Source organism: Lysinibacillus sp. GW247-5R2A (genome assembly GCF_059424475.1).
The window spans coordinates 130063-150838 of sequence record NZ_JBWKZL010000001.1 but is presented as its reverse complement, the minus strand read 5'-3'; the positions used below and the strand labels follow the sequence as shown (position 1 = coordinate 150838).

Here is a 20776-nt window from a genome sequence, read left to right as displayed (position 1 = left end):
TAGCATTAGCATTTAGCATTTTCAGTGTTGTACATTGGATTTTCAGATGATATACTAATCACAATTATTTTATAATCATGATTACTAAATAATTAAGATTCGAAATAATTAGACGAAGTGGATGCAAGGACAAAAAGCTCAAACACAAGGGGAGGATTTATTCAATGAGTAAAAAAATTGTGACACAATTTGAGTGTACATATGAAACGATTGAAAACACATGGATTGAATTAGCAGACGGCACAAAGCTTTCTAGTCGAATTTGGTTACCGACCGTGGCGGCAGGACAAAAAGTACCGGCTATTCTGGAGTATATTCCTTATCGCAAAACAGATGGAACGAGAGCGAGAGATGAGCCTATGCACGGGTATTTTGCGGGGCATGGCTATGCTGTTGTACGTGTAGATATGCGAGGCTCTGGTGAGTCAGATGGCTTATTAAAAGATGAGTATTTAAAGCAGGAGCAGGATGATGCGCTTGAAGTCATTGAATGGATTGCTAATCAAAGCTGGTGTGATGGTAATATCGGGATGATGGGGAAATCATGGGGCGGATTTAACTCTCTGCAAGTAGCTGCTCGCAGACCAAAGGCATTAAAGGCGATTATTACAGTAGGCTTCACGGATGATCGCTATAACAATGACATTCACTATAAGGGTGGTTGTTTGTTAAATGATAACTTCTGGTGGGGCGCTATTATGTTAGCGTATCAACTCCGTCCGATTGACCCTCACATTGTTGGCGATAGCTGGCGTGAAAAATGGATGGAACGCTTAGAAAATATGCCTTTATGGATGGCACAGTGGATGGAGCATCAAACAAGAGATGACTACTGGAAGCATGGTTCAGTTTGTGAGAATTACGATGACATCGAAATCCCTGTTTTTGCACTAGATGGTTGGGAAGATTCCTATACGAACACAGTCTTAAGTTTAATGGAAGGGCTTTCTGTTCCTAGAAAAGGCATTATTGGTCCATGGGCACATGTTTACCCACATGATGGAGTTCCTGGTCCAGCAATGGGCTTTTTACAAGAGGCTGTGAAATGGTGGGATCATTGGTTAAAAGGAATTGACAATGATGTAATGGATGGACCAATGGTGAATGTTTGGGTTGAAGAAAGCATGGAACCTTCTGTTAAGAAACCAGTTAGCCGTGGCTATTGGATTGGACTGGAATCATGGCCAACAGCGGAAGAGGTACAAACGAAGGCGTATCAACTGACACATGGAAAATTAGTAGAGCATCATAGTGATCAACAAGAACAGGTGCAATTAAAAACACCACAAAATCACGGTCTATTATCGGGAGAATGGATGGGTGCTGGAGTACTAGGCGAAAGTCCAGCAGATCAACGAGTTGATGATGGAATGGCTATGGTTTTTGAAACGGACATGCTAGAGAGTCCACTAGGGATTGTGGGTTATCCGAAGTTTGAAGTGGAATTAATGAGTGATAAACCACATGCGATGCTATTTGCGCAGTTGTCAGACGTAGCACCAAATGGAGCTGTCACTCGTGTATCTTATGGGGTGATGAATTTAACACATTTGAATGGTCATGACCATGTAGAACTGTTAGCTCCTGGTGAAAAAGTGAAAGCCTTTGTGCAATTAGATTGCTGCGGACATCAATTTAAAGCAGGGCATCGTTTACGCTTATCATTAGCCACAACATTTTGGCCTATGTTTTGGCCGATGCCAGAAGATGCTACATTGACATTAAATCTTGAAACAGCTACTTTCACATTGCCTACCTTCCATGGACATCAAATAGCTGGACCAAATATGAATCCTGAGAGTGCACCTTTAACACCTATCACAACACTCCAAGAAGGAAGAGTGGATCGTTCTATCTCATACGATATTTTAACAGATACATGGACATGTATTACAGATGGAGTTGGAGGCGTTTTTGGTGAAGGGATATATCGCTTTGATGACATTGATGTCACGGTAGAACATAATTTGAAGCGGGAATTAACCTTAACGAATGCTGATCCATTGTCAGCTCAGTATACAATCTATCAAAAAATGAAAATAGGTCGTGAGGGTTGGTGGATTGATGCTGATATTACGGTTACTAAAACATCTACTCTAGAAAACTTCCAAATTGTTGGGGAAATGGCGATCAAAGAAAATGACAAACCGGTCTTCCATAAGGAATGGGATCAAAAAATTAAACGTCATGGCTTGTAAATAACATATAAGGGGTAAACATATGGAAGCTAAGTTAAAAAAGAATACAGCTACTTTAGTTATTTTAGCTGTTTCAGGTGCATTAATTTATGCATTACCGTATTTTAGAAATTACTATTATGATGTCTTTCTCGATGCATTTCATTTGACGAATACTCAAATGGGGACACTTGGTAGTGCCTATGGTGTTTGTTGTTTAATTTCCTATATCTTTGGAGGATTTTGTGCAGATCGTTGGAAAACAAAATATTTATTAACTATTTCTCTAGTGGCCACAGGGCTATTAGGTTTTACATTGTTACTGTATCCACCATATCCAGTGCTTCTCCTCATCCATGCGGCTTGGGGAATCACATCCATAATGACATTTTGGGGAGCACTAGTAAAAGCAGTACGTTCTTTAGGTTCTGAAAATGAACAAGGAAAAGCTTTTGGATTTTTTGAAGGTGGCCGTGGCGTAACCAATATTATTCAATCTGCTGTGATTTTAGGGATATTTGCTTTTTTTGCGAAGCATATGAGTGATAAAATGGCGCTCTCAGCGGTTATTACGGTGTATTCGGTCATTTGTCTTTTGTTAGGATTCATGATTATGATGCTTTATAAAGACCCCGATCAAGGGACTGAAACTAGTGAGCATAAAGATGGCAGTAAATCATTTGATTGGGCGGTCTTTTGGAAAGTGTTAAAGATGCCAACAACTTGGCTTGCAACTATTCTTATTTTTACGTCTTATGCGATGATCATTAGCTATTATTACATCACACCTTATGCAACAGCCGCATTTGGTGCATCTACGTTAATTGCTGCTGCTTTAGGCTACTTTTCTCAGTATTGTCGACCAATCGGCAGTTTTAGTGCAGGCATTATTGGTGACCGGATCGGTGTGTCTAATATGGTGTTAATCGGCTATATATTATTAGCACTAGGCTTAGTGGGACTTATCTTATTACCAGGCAAAGCTTCCTTTATCCTGATGCTTTTAATATTTATCGGGATTATTTATACATCCATGTATGCTTTGCAGGCGATGCATTTTGCTATTTTAGTAGAAGGGGATTATCCTGTTGAATCAACTGGAACAGTATCCATGCCGCTAATGATTATTGGCTATAGTGGGGAAATCTTTATGCCAATCATTGCAGGCGCTTGTTTAGATTATTGGGGTGGCACAGCAGGCTATAAAGTATTCTTCGGTATATTATTAGGTTTAGCTATAATTGGATTCGTTACAGTAGTCATTTGGCAACGTGTAACGAAAGAAAAACGCAAGGAGATAGCATTACAAAGAAGGCTTGCGAAGGAACAGGTACTTACTTAATTTAGCTTCAAAAAAATTCATAGAACGTCTTTCAATGAAATAAAAGATGACTTTGGTATAAGCCGAAGTCATCTTTTTCGTCAAGAGGTATCACAGGGTGGACGCCTCTTGATTAGTCTCTGCATTTATTTCATTCTGTAAAAATTCCACACGGTTTCTACCATATTCCTTTGCCTGATATAAAGCTTTATCACATCTTGATAATAAGGTATGAATCGTATCACCAATGACAATGCTTGTCACACCAAAGCTACTCGTCTTTTGATGAACAACTGGAAATGAATGTTGTTCAAGCTGCTGTCGTAGATTTTCAGACAGTTGCACAGCATCCTTTAAGCGAGTATGTGGACAAACAACTAAAAATTCCTCGCCGCCCCATCTACCCACGATGTCTTCTACTCGTACATGATTTTTCAAAATGTCTGCTGCATGACGTAATACAAGATCACCCACTTGATGGCCAAATTCATCATTCACAGCTTTAAAATGATCAATATCCAACAAGATAATCGATAGGGGTGTGCCATTTTCTGTAGCTTGTTCAAATTCTTTTTCTAATACGTCATCTAAGCGTACACGATTTGGTATTTGAGTGAGTCGGTCTGTGTTTGCTAATGCTTCAAGCTCAAGCTTGGCTGATTCAAGCTCTTTTGTCCGTTCCTGAACTTTATACTCTAATGTCTCATTTAATGTTTCTTGCATGAGTTGATGTTCTTTTTTAATAATGTTGATTTTATCACCCAATGCTAAAGATAAAAAAATGGATTCAAAAATAGCACCTATGGCTGGTACTTCCTCAAAAACTCGAGGATGGAATGGAATAATACTTAAAAAGGCCAGCGCTTGAACAATGATGGAGCTTAGTAAAACTGTCCAGCCAATGATATAGTATCGAGCCATCTTTTGCCCTTTTTTGAAAACGAAAATGCCAGACAGCCATAGAAAGATAAAGACTATGACCGCAAAGGTAGTTGTGAAATTATTAATAAATGCAACGTCAGGAAGAATAAAAGATGCCATTAAAGAACAGATGGTGATCCATAAAAGTAGTTTTCCGATTGTATGGAATGACGGTAGAAATTTTTTCAACTCCAAAAACTGAAGACAAAATAGGAGCATAAATAAAAGCAGTAGATTGCCGCTAATGGTTAATGATTTAATAAAAAATTCTTGCGATAACCAATTGCCCAATAATTCTATGTCTAGTGAATTTAACGTTGCTTGATAGAAAATAAAACTTAGCATATATAAAACATAGAAAAAGTAAGCTTTATCCTTCAGTGAAAAAAATAAAAATAAGTTATAAATTAATAGAGCTGATAAAAAACCATAGAAAATGCCAGTTAAAAATTTATATTCACTTATCTTATTTGTAAAACTTATTTCCGTATATAAAAAGGAGGTAATACTTAGTGGTAATGCCCCATCTAGCTTAATAAAAATTTCTTGAGTAGAAGGGTCTTGGATATGAAATAAATTAGAACGAGATGGAAGTGATTGTTCCCCTAGATTAGCAATGCCTCTTCGTTGCACATTATAGGAGCCGTCCGCTTTTACCGAGTACAACTCAATGCTATCTAATTTATCTGTCACCTCTAGCCAATAAGTTTCCTCTTTATCTAATAAAATCTTGTCCATAGATAAGCGTAACCAAATGGTATCTTGAGTATGCCAAAAGAATGGATAGGGTTGATCGCTGGCCACAAAGAGATGGTCATAAGTGCCGTTTAATATATCTTCAATAGTGACCTTTTTTGAAGGATCTCGAAAAATTTCAAAATGCTCTCCTACTATAATAGGGTCTACTAGCTCATCTGTTGGGCTCATAGCACTTACAGGTGATAGAAGGATGATAAAAGAAAGGGTAAAACAAATTAATAACAGAGTTTTTCTGATCCTTTTGTTGTTCATCAAAAATTCATTGCTCCCATTCTACCGTTACTAGGTGAAGTTGAATAGCTACAACATTTGTTTAATTTTCTCTTTTTAGAAATTTAAGTTAATTGATACCTCCTTATTATAGACTATAACAGCAAGATTGAGGACGAAATAAATGGGAATTTCCTGATAATATGAGGTCTAGTAAATGATAGGGAGGCTTTCAATATGTCAAACATTCAGAAATTCAATGATTTACATGAGTCGCAGGAGCTTTTATTTTTAGGGAATGCTTGGGATGTGTTATCAGCGATCATATTAGAAAAAGCAGGTTTTCAGGCGATTGGTACAACTAGTTGGGGAATTGCGAATTCACTGGGCCATGCAGACGGGGAACTGATTGATTTTCAGCGTCATTTGGCCATTATTCAAGCTATAACAGAGCAAGTAAATATCCCCGTATCAGCGGATATTGAAGCGGGGTATGGTCATGATGAACGAAGCATTATCGATAATGTGTTAAGGACGGCAGATGTTGGAGTAGCAGGGATTAATATTGAAGATTCATTTAAACATCAAGTAGGCTTAAGAAGTCTTACAGAACACTGTCATTTACTTACAAATATGAGGTCTATGTTAGATAATCGTGGTTATCCAAATTTTTTTATTAATGCTAGAACAGATACGTATTTTCAAGTTGAACAGCCATATCAAGAAACGATGGCTAGAGCAATAGCTTATGTCCAAAGCGGAGCAAGTGGTGTTTTTATCCCAGGCTTAACAAATGTGGATGAAATAAGAGCTATCACAAGCAATGTGGATGCACCGATTAATCTACTTTCTTTACCAGGTTTAACAAATTGCCAAACATTAAAAGAATTAGGGGTAAGACGCATGAGTTTTGGCAATGCACTTTCGGATAAAATCATTGCTTATTTGACAGAGGATGCTGCACAATTAGTAAAAGATCAAGATACTTCTTCTTTATATGTGTAATCTTGAAAGTGAGGTGAGCCATTCGTGGACAATGCAATCCATTTATCCTTTGAGGAGAAGTGGGAAAAGATTATAGCGTGTGATCAAACCTATGATGGACTATTTTATACGGCGGTTAAAACGACTAAGATTTATTGCCGTCCTTCCTGTAAATCAAGAAAGCCAAAAAAGATGAATGTTGATTTTTATGAATCTATTCAAGAAGTCGAGACAGCGGGCTATCGTGCTTGTAAACGATGTCAGCCTGAAATCGAATGTTCACCACATACACAATTGATTCAACAGGTAACTGCTTTTATCATTAGTGCGTATAAACAAAAGGTAACCTTGCAGGATATGGCAGAGCATGTTGGTATTAGTCCATTCCATCTTGAGCGACTATTTAAACAAGTGACAGCGGAGACGCCTAGAGCCTATCTTGAAAAAATAAGAATTGATAAGGCGGCCCACCTTTTAAAACATACAGACTATACAAATTTGGAAATTTGCTATGAAGTTGGATTTCAAAGTCCATCTAACTTCTATAAAGTGTTTCGACGATTAAAAAATTGTTCACCCACACAATATCGAAATCTTTTATAGGAAGGGGAAGGCTATGAACTGGATGAATCACGCTCATTATGTAGAAATCGAACCGCCAGCGGAATTTAATTTTACAGAGTGTTGGATGTTTTTAAAACGATCCAAACAAGAAATTCTCCACCAAATAAAAGAGGATGTTCTCTTTAAATTACTAAAAATAAAGGGTCAGCTAATTGTATGTAGAATAAGTGAGCAAGCTTATAAAATGAAAGTAGAATTTCCGATGAATCAGCCATCACTCCATGACAGAGAAGGAATTGTCCGCTATCTTATAGAATGGTTTGATTTAGAAACGGATTTGGCTTGTTTTTATCAGATGGCTAACAAGGATAATATTTTACAGCCCTTGACAGAAAAATATAGAGGATTACGTTTATTGGGAATACCTGACTTATTCGAGGCTCTCGTGTGGGCTATTATTGGACAGCAAATTAATTTAACGTTTGCCTATACACTTAAAAAGCGCTTCGTTGAACAATTTGGAGACCGTGTTACCTTTGAAGGGGAAAGCCACTGGTTATTTCCAACACCTGAAACAATCGCTACTATTCAAGTGGAGGATTTAAGGAACCTTCAGTTTACGCAAAGAAAAGCAGAGTACATCATTGATATTGCGAAATGTATAGCGAGCGGCCAATTGACAAAAGAAATGCTGCGTCAAAAAAAGGACTACGAGGATATGAAAAAAAGTTTAATGGCTATTCGGGGCATTGGGGCATGGACGGCCGATTATGTGCTAATGAAATCTTTCCAAGAGCTATCCGCATTCCCCATAGCAGATGTGGGTCTACATAATGCTCTAAAAAGGCAATTAGGTTTAGAACGAAAACCTACGATTGAGGAGATCACCCACTATTCGCAACATTGGCAAGGATGGCAGGCTTATGCCACCTTTTATTTATGGAGGTCATTATATGAAACTGTTTAAATTAGATTATAAATCACCGATTGGCATGATTGAAATCGAAGGACATGAAGAAGCAATTGATGGCATTAATTTTGCAGAACGAGAAGAGCTCATCCATGTTCCTCAACAAGACACACCAGCAGTCCTACTTGAATGTGCTAAGCAAATACATGAATATTTTATTGGTGAACGACGTGAATTTTCTTTTCCCTATGTTTTTAAAGGAACAGACTTCCAACAAGCCGTTTGGCATGCTTTACCTAACGTAGGCTACGGTGAAACAGCTTCCTATAAAGATATAGCTGTGGCTATTCACAATGAAAAAGCAGTGAGAGCTGTTGGGAGTGCCAATGGTAAAAATAATATTAGTATCGTCGTTCCTTGTCATCGAATTATTGGCTCTAATGGATCTTTGACTGGATATGGTGGTGGAATGTGGCGTAAAGAATGGCTTCTTCAACATGAACAATCTCATCAAATAAAGGGCAATACCAAAAAAGGCTAATTACACCTAGTCCATCTGGCACCTCGACCTGTATAAAAAAGTGGTTATTGCAAAAAATAAGACCGTCAATATGGCGGTTTTAATGACTAGTCTTTATCATTTTATCGCTTCTTATGACACCTCTCTGCTAAAAAAATTAGCTAGGAGTAAAAATGATAAAGGAGGTGTACTCATGAGCGTGCTCTATAGAATCGCATTAGTGTTAGTCATTATAGGGGCAATTAACTGGGGACTCATTGGATTCTTTAGGTTTGATTTAGTGGCTTATTTATTTGGCGGGCAAACAGCGGTTTTATCGCGATGGATTTACGCACTAGTCGGAATCGCTGGTTTAATTACTTTACCAATTTTGGTGAAGCGATTTGAAGACGAGGAAGACATAGATACTTATACACGTATCGATCGAAATCCTAGCTATGGCATGGAGGCTGGGGAAGAAGCAGATTTCACTGAAGTAAAGAAGACAACTGAAGTGAAAAAAGTGGAGAAGAAAGACAATATGTAAGCTTATGATAAAAACTGGTGGCCATATTTGGTTCGTCAGTTTTTTTCAAATAGAGGAAAAACTCGCGTAGTCCATTCAACGACTACGCAAGTTTGTTTATGCTTGATTGCTTGGGAAGGCAAAGGATGATGTAGTGTCATGATCCTGTGTGATCCATTTTTCTGAAATGGTCTTTGTTTTTGTAAAGAAGCGTACCTGATCTGGTCCAAACATGTGTCCCTCACCAAATCTTGAGCGTTTCCAGCCACCAAAATTATGATAGCCTACTGGAATGGGGATAGGTACGTTCACGCCAACCATCCCTACTTCAATTTCAGTGGTGAATTTACGAGCAGCTGCACCATCATTCGTAAAAATTGTCACGCCATTACCTAGTTCATGGGCATTGATTAAGGCAATCGCTTCATCCAATGAATCCACACGAACCATATTGCGGGCTGGCCCAAAAACCTCCTGCTCATACATTTCCATCCCTGGTTTAACATGATCGAGGAGAGTAGGACCTAGATAAAACCCTTTTGATTGTTTGGCAATTTCGGGATTTCGTCCATCACAAACAATGCTTGCGCCTTCCTGCAGGCTACGATCAATATAGCCAATAATCGTTTCCTTCGAATGCTGTGTAATAACTGGACCGAAATCAACGTCGGGGTCTGTATAAGGTCCCACTTTTAATTTGGCAATTTTATCAGCTAGGATCGTGACTAATTTATTCGCCGTATCCTCCCCTACTGGGATAATGGTAGAAATCGCCATACACCGTTGAGAAGCTGCCCCATAGGCTGCTCCTAAAAAAGCATTTGCGACATGCTCTAAATCAGCGTCTGGCATGACAACCATATTATTTTTCCCGCCACCTAGCGCCGTCACACGTTTCCCATGTTTAGAAGCTGTGGCGTAAATAGCTTCTGCAACAGGAGTGGACCCTACAAAGGAAACGGCTTCAATAAGTGGATTGGATAACAGCTCATTGACAGCATCTTTATCACCGTTGATGACCGTCCATACGCCATCTGGTAAACCTGCCTTTGACCATAGCTCTGATAAATATAGCGCAGAACAAGGGACACGCTCGGATGGCTTTAAAATTACACAGTTTCCAACAGCGACAGCCATGCTTGTAATGGCTAGTGGGACCATAACAGGAAAGTTGAATGGTGAAATGGCAGCCACTACGCCTAATGGTGCTTTTGTGGAATAAGCATTAATTTGACCACCCACATTAACGGAATACTCTCCTTTTAGTAAGTGTGGGGCATTGATGGCCAAATCAACCGATTCTAAACCACGTGTAATTTCGCCCTTGGCATCTTCTTTAGTTTTGCCGCTTTCCTTACAAATCATATCGATGAGCTCATCCATATTGTCCGTTAGTAATTGGCGAAACTTGAGCATAATTTCTGCTCGTTTCCCAACGGATAATGCGCGCCATGCAGGGAATGCCTTTTGGGCAGCATTAATCGCTTCTTTTACCTCTTGTTGTGTTGCTAGGGGCACTCTCGCAATGACAGTACCCGTGCTTGGATTGTATACATCAGAAAAATGTCCACTTTTTCCTAAAACAGTTTGTCCATTCATAAAATGACCTAATTCTTGAATATCTGTATTCGTTATCATTGAGCTGTCCTCCTACAATTTTATAGCATGTAAGGCTTGGGTGAATTTTTCCACAAGGAAGTCAATCTCCTCAGAGGAGACGATTAGTGGAGGAGATAGCGTTAAAACATTATTGTAGCCTGCAACAGTTACACCGTTCTTGCCAATAATTAGCCCCTGCTCCTTACATTGCGCAATAACTTTATTAACGAGTGTAACATCTAGTGGGGCTTTGCTCTTTTTGTCTTGTACAAGCTCTATACCGATCAAAAGCCCTTTTCCACGAATATCCCCGACATATGGGTGTTCCTTTAATTGCGCTCGTAAAGTTTTAAGGAGTGTTTCTCCTAGCGTAGCGGAATAATTAAATAAATTTTCCTCTTCCATAATGTCAATGTTTTTTAATGCCACGGCACAGGCAGCTGGCGAGCCACCAAAGGTGTTAACATGGCGGAAGAAGTCGTAATCATCATTTCCTGCAAAAGCCTCATAAATTTCACGTCGAACAGCAGTAGCAGATAGTGGCATATAAGCGCTCGTTAAGCCTTTAGCCATGGTCACAATATCAGGCTGTATGCCGTAGTTTTGGAAACCAAAAGCTTTGCCTGTACGCCCAAAGCCACAAATCACTTCATCCACAATTAATAATGCGCCATGTTTTTCACAAACTGCTTTAACCCCTTGTAAGTAATTCTCATGGGGCATGATCACACCGCCGCCAGTAATGATTGGCTCCATAATTACAGCAGCAATAGAATCAGACATTTCCCAAGTCATGACATGGTCGATTGCTTGGACGGATGGCAATGCACATGGATCTTTACTTTTAATATGGTCTTCATTGGCACGATACGAATCAGGTGGCGTGACATGGATAAAACCAGGTGCCAATGGCTCATATTTGTATTTTCGCTGAGCTTGTCCAGTTGCCGCTAAAGCGCCCATGGAGCTCCCGTGATAAGCACGATAACGAGAAATGATTTTCGTTCGATTGACATGTCCTTTTTGTTGATGATACTGGCGAGCGATTTTGAAGGCAGCTTCATTCGCTTCAGAACCACTGTTCGAGTAAAAGACGACATAATCATCTCCTAATAATTCACTAATCTTTTCACTTAATTGAATGGCTGGGATATGTCCGACAGATAAAGGTGTATACGTATTTTCTAGTAATTGATCATAAGCAACTTTAGCAATTGCCTCTCGACCATAGCCCACATTTACACACCATAAACCTGCCATAGCATCTAAATAGCGTTTTCCCTCAGTGTCAGTAATCCAGGCACCCTTAGAAGATTGGACAATCATCGTTGCTTTTGGGTTGTATGGCTTCATGGAGTGCCATACAAATTGTTCATCTTTGACTTGCCAATTTGGTCTTGTTACATTGGTCACTACATTCACTCCTTAAACAGGTAATGGCTGAACATACATACGTCTTAAGTCAGATGTGGACAACAAAAATGCAAAGTCGACCCCATTTGTACTTTATATGTATGTCTTAAGAGTTTTAGAAGGAATATTTCATGATAGAAAATTCGGATAATTAAATGGCTACATAGCTACTATTGATGTGTTAAAACATCCTCTATTAAAAAGGCAATATACAAATTTGTCTTAGTAAAGGGATTACTCAAGTCCATATCTAAAAGCATTTCAATTTTTTTTATTTTATAAAGAACCGTGTTGCGATGAATAAACTGACGCTCACTAATCCTACTTGTACTGCCATTTTCCTCAAGAAAAATGCGTAAAAATGGTACATAATCTGTGTTGTGCACATCATCATAGTGATAGAGATGACCAAGAATATCTTGGCTGAAGGATTTCATGAGTGATTGATTTTGCACAGCCATAATAATTTTATAGGCACCTATTTCTTTATATTTATATAAAAAACGATTGTTGTGGAGCTGCGCTAAATGAATGACCGTTAATGATTCATCATAGCTTTTACGGACATTTTCAAGCTCTTTGTGATAGTTGCCTTTTCCAATAATCATATCCAAGCAACCATTTTTTAACGTAATTTTTTCATAGATTTCTTCAACGATTTTTGAGAAGGGTATATTTGGTGTATTGATCTGTGTTTTATCAATTAAAAAGATGAGGTAGTTTTTATGTTTTAATTTTAAGAAGCGTTGATAGCGATTTTGAAAAGCGAATTGCACCAATACCTCATATCGATCAATGGAGGCTTGAGTGCCGACCGTTGTGCAAGTAATGATGGCTAATTCTCTCCCTTGAGGAAAACCGAGCTGTGCTAGCTGATCCTTCATGGTGTTAGCGTTTTGTTTGTAATGGAATAATAAATTGAACAGAACCTTTTCTTCGATGGATAGCTCCTGATGGTGGTTGGCGATAAACTGAAAGGTCGTTTTTAATAGATCGGCAATTCGAAAATTCCATGGCATTTGAAAAATAGGGAAATCATATTGATTGGCAAATGAGATGACGGCCTCTGGAATATTAGGAATGAATGGACCTGTATTAATAATAAAACCAGCTACTTTTTTAGCGTAGGCTTGTTTCACAAGTTGTTCTAATGAATTTACATCTGCATCTAAATGAATACCAGTTGTGACGACTAATTCATTGGGTCTACAAAACATGATTAAATCATTGCTTTCAACAACATTAATACCAGTAACTCTTCGATACGTACCACTATGTCCAGCGACTAATGTGAGCATTGGGAATTGAACTCCCTCCACAATTTTACGAATCGTCCCCATATTTCCCCCCCCTTAATTATGAACATAACTTACCATATATGATGTGCAGTTGCACATATTTTTTTAGTTTTCTATCCATATCTCTCAAATTTTATCTATTTTAGAATGTTTAATAACTACTGTGAAAGAGAGGACTTGCATATGTATAAATGTAATAGTAGACGATTGCAAGAGTTAATTGAACAATTTAGTCAATTTGGGGCTACTGAAAATGGTGGCGTCACACGTTTGTCTCTTTCGGATGAGGATGTATTAGCACGAAACTATTTTTGTGAGTGTTGTGAAGCTTTAGGTATGGATATTCATGTGGATGATATGGGCAATATTTATGCGACTCTTGCTGGGAAAAAAGATGTGCCACCAATCGTTATGGGTTCCCATTTAGATTCGGTGGAAAAGGGTGGAAGATTCGATGGTGTATTAGGCATCTTAACGGCTATCGAGGCAATTCGAACGATTAAAGAAAATGAAATTGAAGTGGATATTCCGCTCATGATTGTCAATTTTACGAATGAAGAAGGGGCTCGCTTTGACCCAGCAATGATGAGTTCGGGGGTAATTACCTCTAAATTTGCCAAAGAAAAGATGCTCCAATCCACAGATAAAAATGGTGTTCGCTTCCATGAAGCGTTACAAGCAAGTGGGTATGAGGGAGAGCAAGCCAATCGTCTGAAGGAAGCACTAGCTTATATCGAATTGCATATTGAACAAGGGCCGGTGTTAGAAGCGAAACAACGTGAAATTGGGGTTGTAGAAGGTGTGCTTGGCATGGTTTGCTACGAAATTACGATTACAGGGCAATCGAACCATGCTGGAACGACGCCTATGTCAATGCGGAAAGACCCGATGATTGTTGCCTCAACGCTCATAACAGAGTTACATGAGCAATTAGGAAAGATTGATGAGCAATTAGTGTTTACATTTGGCCGTCTGAATGTTTCGCCAAATATTCACACAGTCATCCCTAATCAGGTGACATTTACGATTGATTCTCGTCATCAAGATCCTGAGGTGATGGAACAAGTTGAGGATATTCTTCATGCGCTACCCGAAACGGCAGGAGGATGTAATATCCACCCAGTAAAGCTATGGGGTAGAGAAACCGTGTATTTTGATACAGCTATTTGTAATGAGGTAGAAAGAGCCTGTCAGAGCTTCGGTTATACTGCACATCGCATGTTTAGTGGAGCAGGACACGATGCCCAGTATATGGCGAGTATGGTTCCATCGGCAATGATTTTTGTTCCTAGTATTCAGGGGAAGAGTCATTGTGAGGAAGAGAAAACAACCTTTGAGGATTGTGCAAAGGGAGCAGATATTTTACTAGAAACAGTTCTAACGCTACAAACAAAATTTAGTATGAGCGAAACGTATACATGGCATTAAACATGGAGTAGTTTCTAATTTTGTGATGAAGGGTGAGGGGCACAGTGAAAAAAATGATTAAAGGTGGAAGAGTAGCAACTGCTGCGGATACATTTGAGGCAGATATTTTAATTGATAATGGCAAGATTGTGCAAATCGGACAAAATTTAAGTGAGGATGGCGCTGAAATCATTGATGCAACTGGTAAATATGTGTTGCCAGGGGGGATTGATCCTCATACACATTTAGATATGCCATTCAATAATACGGTGACAGACGATGATTGGAAGTCAGGAACGATTGCGGCGGCTTTTGGTGGGACAACCACTATTTTAGATTTTTGTTTAACAGCAGGTGAAGAAAAATTGTCAGCGGCCGTAGAAAAATGGCATGACAAAGCCAAAGGAAAGTCTGCTATTGACTATGGTTTCCATTTAATGATTGGTGATTTAACGCCTGAAACCGAAGCCGAATTACCTCAAATTTTAGAGCAAGAGGGAATTACCTCTGTCAAAGTCTTTATGGCCTATGCTAAAGAGTTCCAGGCTTCAGATCGAACACTTTTTAAGGCCTTTAAAATTGCCAAAGATCTTGGAGCATTGGTGATGGTCCATTGTGAAAATGGCTCTGTGATTGATGAACTTGTCGAGGAAGCAAGACGTGCAGGCCACAAGGAGCCGATTTATCATGCTTTAACACGTCCGGCTGAATTAGAGGGAGAGGCAACAAAACGTGCTATCGAATTAGCGCATATTGCCGGAGCAAAGCTATATGTAGTGCATGTAACATGTAAAGAAGCGGTGGATGAAATTATCGCTGCTCGTGAAAAGGGCTATGACGTCTATGGTGAAACATGTCCACCCTATTTAACACTTGATCAATCAGCTCTTGCCCAGCCAGGCTTTGAAGGAGCCAAATATGTTTGGTCACCTCCTCTTCGCCCGAAATATCATCAAGAACATTTATGGAATGCCCTAAAGGCGAAACAGCTTCAGACAATTGGCTCTGACCAATGCTCCTTTAGCTTTAAGGGTAAAAAACAGTTAGGCCTAAATGATTTCTCAAAAATTCCAAATGGAGGGCCTTTCATTGAGGATCGCTTCAGTATTTTATATTCTGAAGGCGTTGCCAAAGGTAGAATTTCAATTCATGAATTTGTCGATATGATTTCAACAAGTGCTGCAAAAATATTTGGTTTATTCCCGCAAAAGGGAACAATCGCCATCGGCTCTGATGCAGATATCGTTATTTTTGATCCAGAGGCAAAACGCCAAATTTCGGCTAAAACACATCATATGAACGTCGACTATAACCCATATGAGGGATGGGAAGTGACTGGCGAGCCTGTTAGTGTGCTAGTACGTGGCGAATATGTCATTAAAAATAAAGAATTTGTTGGTGTACTAGGTAGTGGACAATATATTAAACGTCCATTAAAAACAGTAGCTGCGGAAGCTCTGAAAATCTAGCTTCCTTCAGTTTAGGACCGACTGTTTTGGCTGGAGAACAAAACAATCGGTCTCGTAATTGGTGCACGGAAAAAAGAACACATGAGGGGGATGTGGAATGGTTCCGATTCAAGAAAAAGCGATGACCTTGCAGCTTAAACGTAATTTTGTGGAATTGAAAAACAAGATGACAAAGAATGAGGCGATTGAGGAAGCCAATCGTTGTCTTTATTGTTATGACGCACCATGTATTAAAGCTTGTCCGACAAGTATTCAAATCCCAAATTTCATAAAAAAAATCGCATCTGGTAATATGAAGGGCTCTGCTACGACTATATTAGAAGCAAATCCTATTGGTGCAAGCTGTGCAAGGGTTTGTCCAACGGAGGAACTATGCGAAGGAGCGTGCGTCTTAAATTCTTCAACAAAGCCAATCAAAATTGGGGAGTTACAGCGTTATGCAACGGATTGGGCAATGGAAACGAATGCTCAACTATTTAAACAGGGGCCAAGTAATGGTCATAAGGTAGCTATCATTGGAGCTGGTCCTGCAGGTTTATCGGCGGCACGTGAACTAAGTCGTTTTGGCTATCAAGTAACGATCTATGAGGCTGAAGCGAAGGCAGGTGGCTTAGGTAGCTTTGGTATTGTAGCGTTCCGATTACCTAATGACGTTGTTGATTGGGAAGTCGAGCAAATTGAACAGCTTGGAGTGGATATTCAAACTAATACGACGGTTGGCGTCGATATTACTGCAGATGAAATTTTGGCAGAATATGACCATGTTATTTTAGCTGTCGGTATGGGGGCTGTTCCTAATCTAGGCATTGAGGGAGAAGATTTAGATGGTGTCCACGATGCTATTGAGTTTATTAGAAAAACAAAAATGGGACCGCTTACAAATGAGATTGTAGGGAAACGTGTTGCTGTTATTGGTGCCGGAAATACAGCGATAGACGGTGCAACAAGTGCAGTGCGTTTAGGGGCAGACAATGTCCAAATACTTTATCGAAGAACGCAAAAAGAAATGACTGCCTATCAATTTGAATATGAATTTGCGAAGCAGGATGGTGTGGAATTTAAATGGCTCACAGCACCAAAGAAGATGATTGGCAATGAGGATGGCAGGGTAACAGGTATTGAATGCGTGAAAATGAAGCTTGGTGAACCTGGGCCTGATGGTCGACAAAGACCTGAGGAAGTGCGGGGCTCTAATTTTATCATCGAAGTGGATGCGGTCATTAAAGCCATTGGGCAAACTCGTTTTGTTTCATTAATTGAAGCATTTGGTTTAGCCCATACAAATGGCGTTGTGGATATAGATGAGACGACGATGCAAACGTCCAATGACAAAGTGTTTGCATGTGGAGACGTTGTCTTTGGCAATGGACAGGGAGAAGCGATGGTGGTGACTGCTGTACAGCAAGGAAAAGATGCAGCATACAAGATTCATGAACGTTTAAGAAAACCAAGTGAGATTGCATAAAGGGGGAACTTACATGGCAGACTTACGCATTAACTTAGCAGGCATCCAATCGCCGAACCCATTTTGGTTGGCTTCCGCACCACCTACAAATTCAGGTTATCAAGTACAACGCGCATTTGAAGCTGGATGGGGTGGTGCTGTATGGAAAACATTGGGGGATCCAATTTTAAATGTATCCTCCCGTTTTGCGGCTGTTAGTTTTAACGGTCAGCGTGTAGCGGGCTTCAATAATATTGAATTAATTACAGATCGACCGTTAGAAGTAAATTTACAAGAAATTTATGAGACAAAAAAGAAATTTCCTAATCACGCGATTATAGCCTCTTTAATGGTGGAGCCAAAGCAAGAAAAGTGGCATGAAATCGTAAAACGTGTAGAAGATGTGGGGGTTGATGGTCTTGAGCTTAACTTTGGTTGTCCACATGGGATGGCAGAGCGAGGCATGGGTTCTGCCTCTGGTCAAGTCCCTGAACTGGTGGAAAAACAAACGTACTGGGTAAAGGAAGCGGCACGTACACCTGTCATTGTGAAATTAACACCAAACATTACGGATATTACAGTTACGGCAGAAGCTGCAACAAGAGGTGGAGCAGATGCCATAAGTATGATAAATACGATTAATAGTTTGGCAGGTGTAGATTTAAATACTTGGAATACAGTTCCTCATGTTGCTGGTAAAGGAGCGCATGGTGGCTATTGTGGTCCAGCTGTAAAGCCGATTGCACTCAATATGGTAGCAGAATGTGCTCGTAATCCATTAGTCAATGTACCGATTTCAGGCATTGGCGGAATTTCTAATTGGCAGGATGCCGCAGAATTCATATTAATGGGTGCAACAGGCGTTCAAGTTTGTACAGCAGCGATGCACCATGGCTTTAGTATTGTGGAGGATATGATTGATGGGTTGAACAATTATTTAGACGATAAAGGTTTAGCTTCCGTCATGGACTTAGTAGGTCGCTCCGTTTCAAGATATTCAAACTGGGGTGATTTAGACTTAAATTATAAAATTGTCGCAGAAATTAATAATGATGTTTGTATTAATTGTAACAAGTGTCATATTGCTTGCGAGGATACGTCACATCAATGTATTGATCTTTATACTGAAAATGGACGTCCATTGCTAAAAGTTCGTGAAGAAGACTGCGTAGGTTGTAATCTATGCTCTATTGTTTGTCCAGTAGATGGTGCCATTTCTATGGTTGAACGTAAATCAACCGTTCCACCAATGACATGGAATGAACGCCAATCGCTCATTAGCAGTCTCTCAAAATAAAGACTTTTCATCTTTATTCAGTAGTAGACATTTATAGGGATGAGCTATAGCCTATCGAACACCAACTGAATGAAGATCAATGAATAAAATCGAAATTCCACCTTCCTTCATCAAGCGGGGATGGAGGAGGGAGAAACTTCAAGTAGGTTGTCACGGAAATTAGAGAAAAAGGAGAGAAACTTTATGGAACGTGAAGGGAATTATTTAAAATCCCCAGATTTACTTCCAGTGACACATCAACAAAGAAATATTGGAACATTTGGTTTTGCGGTGATTTGGATAGGAATGGCGATTGTTTTAGCGGCTTTTGCCATTGGCGGTTCAGCCATTATGAATTTATCCCTACCAATGGTTATTTTAGCTACGTTGGTGGGCTCCTGCTTGATCGGTGTCTTTATGACATTAATTGGTGATATAGGTATTGAGCATGGCTTATCATTCCCTGTTTATATGCGTGCACCATTCGGTACATTTGGCACTCATATTCCTTCTCTTGTAAGGGGCATAACAGCCGCATGCTGGTTTGGTCTTAATACGTATTTTGGAGCATTGGCGATAAACGGAATTTTAAATTTATTGTTTGATTATGATAATTGGTTTATTTGTTTCCTTGTATTTGCGGCACTTCAGCTCTTTAATACATCACTCGGCATTAAGTCCATTGAGCGCTTCGCTGATTTAGCAGCGCCTGTCATTATTTTAATTTCTTGCTGGATGTATTACACATTAGCTGATAATGCTACGTCCCAAGGGAAAAATATATGGACGTGGGTAGAAACGCCAACAACGGGCTTTGCTGCCTTTACAGCTTTTATGGTAGTGGTCATGGCAAACATGGGCTTTTGGTCAACACTGGCAGCTGATATGCCATCATTATCTCGCTTTTTTAAAGCACCTAAAAATGAACGCAATTGGTTCAAACGGAATAAAACACAGCTCGTAGGCTCATTAATTGTTATGCCAATAACGAACACATTTATTGTTACAATTGGTGCAGTTTGTTATATGGCTGTAGCATCTGCTGACCCTATCAATGCTTTACAACAAAGTGCGAGTGGTTTTATTTTAGGAGTCCTTTTGCTGATGATTGTGTTAGCACAATGGTCAACGAATACGTCTGCTAATGTTGTACCAGCAGCTACTATTTTCTCAAATATCGGTGGCCCCAAAGTACCTTTTTGGGTAGGGGTTGTTATTGCGGGGATTATTGGTATTCTTGCTCAACCATGGAGTTTATTCGATGTGATGGTCAATGTTCTATTGATTATAGGTGGAATATTAACGGCAATTGTAGGGATTTTATTTGCGGATTATTATCTCATTCGCAAACGCCGTGTACATGTCAAGGAACTCTATGAATTAGATGGGCAATTTAAATACTATAAAGGTTTTAATATCGCCGGGTTAGTGGCCTGGGTAATCGGTGGTGCTATCGCCAATATTTTTTCTACTTATTCTTCATTAGTAGGGTTCTTTGTAGGAGCAATTGTCTATTATGTCTTAGCGAAGTATTGGTGGTTTAAAAAATACCCTCAAGCAGAGCTAGAAGATCCAAGTGATGCGAAGTATTTAGGTATTACAGTCGGACATAATTTGGATGAATTATTTGGCCAACAAGTACATGCGCCACTGACAGATCAAGAGGAAGAAGAGTTAGTGGAGCAACCAGACCCTCTGCTAGAAATAAAAGGTGCCGAATAAGTGACACTACATCAAGACATTTTCAAAAGAAGGTGAGGTGATGGCATGTCTGAATTCCAACAAAGCAAAGAAGAAATACAAAAAGTGGATCATTATTTAGATAGCGGCTTTAAAATCAAATATGTCTATGAAAATTTAAGTGGGATGTTTGTAGAATTTGCTCGTCAGGAAGAAGTGACATTACTACAAATTCTAACGGCAGATGCACGAAAGTATTTCACAGCAAAATTACAGGAACAAACCTTACTATAATAACGAAGTAACCTCTATTTCATTC

At 39.4% G+C, this 20776-nt stretch carries 17 protein-coding genes; 13 read left to right on the top strand and 4 right to left on the bottom strand.

Going from position 1 to position 20776, the window contains the following annotated elements:
* Positions 1-164 precede the first annotated feature (164 nt).
* Positions 165-2198, top strand: coding sequence for a CocE/NonD family hydrolase (locus tag AC07YC_RS00670; RefSeq protein WP_494918101.1), 2034 nt, complete (start codon positions 165-167; stop codon positions 2196-2198).
* A gap of 22 nt (positions 2199-2220) precedes the next feature.
* Positions 2221-3519 carry an MFS transporter gene (locus tag AC07YC_RS00665; RefSeq protein ID WP_494918100.1) on the top strand — a complete coding sequence of 433 codons (1299 nt, stop codon included), beginning with the start codon at positions 2221-2223 and terminating at the stop codon, positions 3517-3519.
* 90 nt (positions 3520-3609) lie between these two features.
* On the opposite strand, the gene AC07YC_RS00660 is transcribed toward AC07YC_RS00665, so the two are convergent.
* Positions 3610-5430: a sensor domain-containing diguanylate cyclase gene (locus AC07YC_RS00660; protein ID WP_494918099.1), complete on the bottom strand. Its 1821-nt coding sequence runs from the start codon at positions 5428-5430 to the stop codon at positions 3610-3612.
* Positions 5431-5625: 195 nt separating this feature from the next.
* Between AC07YC_RS00660 and AC07YC_RS00655 the strand changes: the two genes are divergently transcribed.
* The 5 genes from AC07YC_RS00655 to AC07YC_RS00635 all read left to right on the top strand — a co-directional run bounded on the left by AC07YC_RS00655 (position 5626) and on the right by AC07YC_RS00635 (position 8892).
* Complete coding sequence (locus tag AC07YC_RS00655) at positions 5626-6393, top strand: isocitrate lyase/PEP mutase family protein (protein WP_494918098.1); 768 nt, start codon at positions 5626-5628, stop codon at positions 6391-6393.
* 24 nt (positions 6394-6417) lie between these two features.
* Positions 6418-6975: a bifunctional transcriptional activator/DNA repair enzyme AdaA gene (locus AC07YC_RS00650; RefSeq protein ID WP_494918097.1), complete on the top strand. Its 558-nt coding sequence runs from the start codon at positions 6418-6420 to the stop codon at positions 6973-6975.
* A 13-nt stretch (positions 6976-6988) separates the two neighbouring features.
* Complete coding sequence (locus tag AC07YC_RS00645) at positions 6989-7903, top strand: DNA-3-methyladenine glycosylase family protein (protein ID WP_494918096.1); 915 nt, start codon at positions 6989-6991, stop codon at positions 7901-7903.
* Positions 7890-8387, top strand: coding sequence for a methylated-DNA--[protein]-cysteine S-methyltransferase (locus AC07YC_RS00640; protein ID WP_494918095.1), 498 nt, complete (start codon positions 7890-7892; stop codon positions 8385-8387). Before AC07YC_RS00645 ends, AC07YC_RS00640 begins: the two co-directional genes overlap by 14 nt.
* Before the next feature lie 172 nt (positions 8388-8559).
* On the top strand, positions 8560-8892 hold the full coding sequence (locus AC07YC_RS00635; RefSeq protein WP_036124637.1) for a DUF378 domain-containing protein: 333 nt from the start codon (positions 8560-8562) through the stop codon (positions 8890-8892).
* A 96-nt stretch (positions 8893-8988) separates the two neighbouring features.
* Here AC07YC_RS00635 and AC07YC_RS00630 read toward each other — a convergent pair whose 3' ends face one another.
* From AC07YC_RS00630 to AC07YC_RS00620, 3 genes are all read right to left on the bottom strand, one after another.
* Entirely contained in the window at positions 8989-10509 is a 1521-nt protein-coding gene (locus AC07YC_RS00630) for a CoA-acylating methylmalonate-semialdehyde dehydrogenase (protein WP_494918093.1), read from the bottom strand.
* 12 nt (positions 10510-10521) lie between these two features.
* Positions 10522-11883 (bottom strand): aspartate aminotransferase family protein, encoded by a 1362-nt coding sequence (locus AC07YC_RS00625; RefSeq protein ID WP_494918092.1) that lies wholly within the window; start codon positions 11881-11883, stop codon positions 10522-10524.
* A 170-nt stretch (positions 11884-12053) separates the two neighbouring features.
* Positions 12054-13223, bottom strand: coding sequence for a PucR family transcriptional regulator (locus AC07YC_RS00620; RefSeq protein WP_036147677.1), 1170 nt, complete (start codon positions 13221-13223; stop codon positions 12054-12056).
* A 141-nt stretch (positions 13224-13364) separates the two neighbouring features.
* Between AC07YC_RS00620 and AC07YC_RS00615 the strand changes: the two genes are divergently transcribed.
* The 6 genes from AC07YC_RS00615 (at position 13365) to AC07YC_RS00590 (ending at position 20751) form a co-directional block, all read left to right on the top strand.
* On the top strand, positions 13365-14609 hold the full coding sequence (locus AC07YC_RS00615; protein ID WP_336634050.1) for a Zn-dependent hydrolase: 1245 nt from the start codon (positions 13365-13367) through the stop codon (positions 14607-14609).
* A 44-nt stretch (positions 14610-14653) separates the two neighbouring features.
* Positions 14654-16057, top strand: coding sequence for a dihydropyrimidinase (gene hydA / locus AC07YC_RS00610; RefSeq protein ID WP_336634049.1), 1404 nt, complete (start codon positions 14654-14656; stop codon positions 16055-16057).
* A 97-nt stretch (positions 16058-16154) separates the two neighbouring features.
* Complete coding sequence (locus AC07YC_RS00605; protein ID WP_494918091.1) at positions 16155-17522, top strand: NAD(P)-dependent oxidoreductase; 1368 nt, start codon at positions 16155-16157, stop codon at positions 17520-17522.
* Between the two features lie 13 nt (positions 17523-17535).
* Complete coding sequence (preA, locus tag AC07YC_RS00600; protein ID WP_494918090.1) at positions 17536-18798, top strand: NAD-dependent dihydropyrimidine dehydrogenase subunit PreA; 1263 nt, start codon at positions 17536-17538, stop codon at positions 18796-18798.
* Positions 18799-18981: 183 nt separating this feature from the next.
* On the top strand, positions 18982-20499 hold the full coding sequence (locus AC07YC_RS00595) for an NCS1 family transporter (protein WP_036147681.1): 1518 nt from the start codon (positions 18982-18984) through the stop codon (positions 20497-20499).
* A 45-nt stretch (positions 20500-20544) separates the two neighbouring features.
* Complete coding sequence (locus tag AC07YC_RS00590; protein WP_036147683.1) at positions 20545-20751, top strand: hypothetical protein; 207 nt, start codon at positions 20545-20547, stop codon at positions 20749-20751.
* Positions 20752-20776 lie beyond the last annotated feature (25 nt).

Bases quoted from the DNA above. Each gene is read 5' to 3' on its own strand.
- AC07YC_RS00590 (WP_036147683.1), top strand. From the start codon at position 20,545: ATGTCTGAATTCCAACAAAGCAAAGAAGAAATACAAAAAGTGGATCAT.
- AC07YC_RS00635 (WP_036124637.1), top strand. From the start codon at position 8,560: ATGAGCGTGCTCTATAGAATCGCATTAGTGTTAGTCATTATAGGGGCA.
- AC07YC_RS00645 (WP_494918096.1), top strand. From the start codon at position 6,989: ATGAACTGGATGAATCACGCTCATTATGTAGAAATCGAACCGCCAGCG.
- AC07YC_RS00660 (WP_494918099.1), bottom strand. From the start codon at position 5,430: ATGAACAACAAAAGGATCAGAAAAACTCTGTTATTAATTTGTTTTACC.
- AC07YC_RS00595 (WP_036147681.1), top strand. From the start codon at position 18,982: ATGGAACGTGAAGGGAATTATTTAAAATCCCCAGATTTACTTCCAGTG.
- AC07YC_RS00630 (WP_494918093.1), bottom strand. From the start codon at position 10,509: ATGATAACGAATACAGATATTCAAGAATTAGGTCATTTTATGAATGGA.
- AC07YC_RS00665 (WP_494918100.1), top strand. From the start codon at position 2,221: ATGGAAGCTAAGTTAAAAAAGAATACAGCTACTTTAGTTATTTTAGCT.
- AC07YC_RS00655 (WP_494918098.1), top strand. From the start codon at position 5,626: ATGTCAAACATTCAGAAATTCAATGATTTACATGAGTCGCAGGAGCTT.
- preA (WP_494918090.1), top strand. From the start codon at position 17,536: ATGGCAGACTTACGCATTAACTTAGCAGGCATCCAATCGCCGAACCCA.
- AC07YC_RS00605 (WP_494918091.1), top strand. From the start codon at position 16,155: ATGGTTCCGATTCAAGAAAAAGCGATGACCTTGCAGCTTAAACGTAAT.
- AC07YC_RS00615 (WP_336634050.1), top strand. From the start codon at position 13,365: ATGTATAAATGTAATAGTAGACGATTGCAAGAGTTAATTGAACAATTT.
- AC07YC_RS00640 (WP_494918095.1), top strand. From the start codon at position 7,890: ATGAAACTGTTTAAATTAGATTATAAATCACCGATTGGCATGATTGAA.
- AC07YC_RS00670 (WP_494918101.1), top strand. From the start codon at position 165: ATGAGTAAAAAAATTGTGACACAATTTGAGTGTACATATGAAACGATT.
- AC07YC_RS00620 (WP_036147677.1), bottom strand. From the start codon at position 13,223: ATGGGGACGATTCGTAAAATTGTGGAGGGAGTTCAATTCCCAATGCTC.